The sequence below is a fragment of the Gordonia sp. ALPHA1B1 genome (assembly GCF_005502615.1).
GTDB classification, from domain to species: domain Bacteria; phylum Actinomycetota; class Actinomycetes; order Mycobacteriales; family Mycobacteriaceae; genus Gordonia; species Gordonia hongkongensis.
Genome location: NZ_SCOC01000095.1, coordinates 1 through 1,300 on the forward strand (window position 1 = coordinate 1; position 1,300 = coordinate 1,300).

At 61.0% G+C, this 1,300-nt stretch carries 2 protein-coding genes; both read left to right on the top strand.

Translation table 11 applies throughout. From position 1 onward, the window contains the following. Positions 1-67: 67 nt before the first annotated feature. Positions 68-382, top strand: coding sequence for a transposase (locus FFS52_RS23535; RefSeq protein WP_068969944.1), 315 nt, complete (start codon positions 68-70; stop codon positions 380-382). Further along, entirely contained in the window at positions 379-1,272 is an 894-nt protein-coding gene (locus FFS52_RS23540; protein ID WP_165630008.1) for an IS3 family transposase, read from the top strand. The genes FFS52_RS23535 and FFS52_RS23540 overlap by 4 nt, the downstream gene beginning before the upstream one ends. Positions 1,273-1,300 lie beyond the last annotated feature (28 nt).

Below are 1,300 nucleotides of genomic sequence, written 5' to 3' on the forward strand. Positions count from 1 at the left end.
TGAGCCTCCCCAGTTTGAGTGGACACCGAGATAGTGGGGCCAGGGGTCCTGCTGGAAGGATGTCGACATGTCCAGGAGGCGGTCGTTTACGCCGGAGTACAAGGCTCAGGCTGCTCGTCGGGTGATTGATGGTGGTCGGCCGATCACCGAGGTGGCTCGGGAACTCAATGTGCATGAGAATCTGCTGGGCAAATGGGTTCGGGCTGAGCGGCTTCGAGACGGCGTCGCCGATGATGTTCGCAAGGTGCCGCCCGACCAAGATCTGTCGGCGAGTGAACGCTCAGAACTGACCAGGCTGCGTGCCGAACTCGCCGAGAAGGACCGTGATATCGCATTCCTGAAAAAAGTATCGGCGTACTTTGCGGCGCAGCATCATCGGTGAGTCGTTTCGAACTCATCGCCGCGGAGTGCGCCAACCACGACGTGACGAAACTTGTTGCTCTCCTGGGTGTGTCGCGGTCCGGATTCTACGCGTGGGCAGATCGGCAACATCGTGTCGAGTTGACGCCCCGACAGCAGCGGCGCCGGGATCTGGAAGTGAAGATTCTGGCGCACTGGCAGGCCTCGCGACGCATCTACGGTTCACCGCGCATTACCGCCGATCTGCACGCTGAGGGGGTGGCGGTCTCGGAGAACACCGTCGCCAAGATCATGGCCGAGATGGGCATCGAGGGCATCAGTCCGCGCACGTTCAAGGTCAGGACCACCCAGGTCGATCCGGCCGCGTCGTTCCCGCCGGACCGGGTCGGCCGCGATTTCGATCGCGGCGGCATCAACCTGGTCTGGACCTCCGATATCACCTATCTGACCTGCGGCGAAGGGGACGCCTACCTGTGCGCGATCCGAGACGAGCACTCGCGTCGAGTGCTGGGCTGGTCGCTGGCAGATCACATGCGCACCGAGCTCGTCGAGGACGCGGTGGATGCTGCAGTGCTCACTCGTGGCGGTTCGGTGGCCGGCACCATTCTGCACAGCGACCGAGGCGGTCAGTACACCAGCTACGACATGGCTTCAGCGTGCCGTCGACATGGTTTGCAACGCTCGATGGGCGCGACCGGCATCTGCTGGGACAACGCCGGCGCCGAGTCGTTGTGGTCAACGGTCAAACACGAGAACTACAAGCGCCACGCGTACGGCAGCTACGCGAATCTTGCTGCCGGACTTGACAATTACATCCGATTCTACAACCATGACAGAAGGCATAGCTCGCTAGGGATGGTCTCACCTATCGACTTCGAAATCAGATCACACACAAGTCAGCAAACAAGCTAACCGTGTCCACTTTTTCAGGGGAACCTCA

What these genes read in the sequence shown, in the direction of transcription:
- FFS52_RS23535 (WP_068969944.1), top strand. Translation starts at nt 68, where the DNA reads ATGTCCAGGAGGCGGTCGTTTACGCCGGAGTACAAGGCTCAGGCTGCT.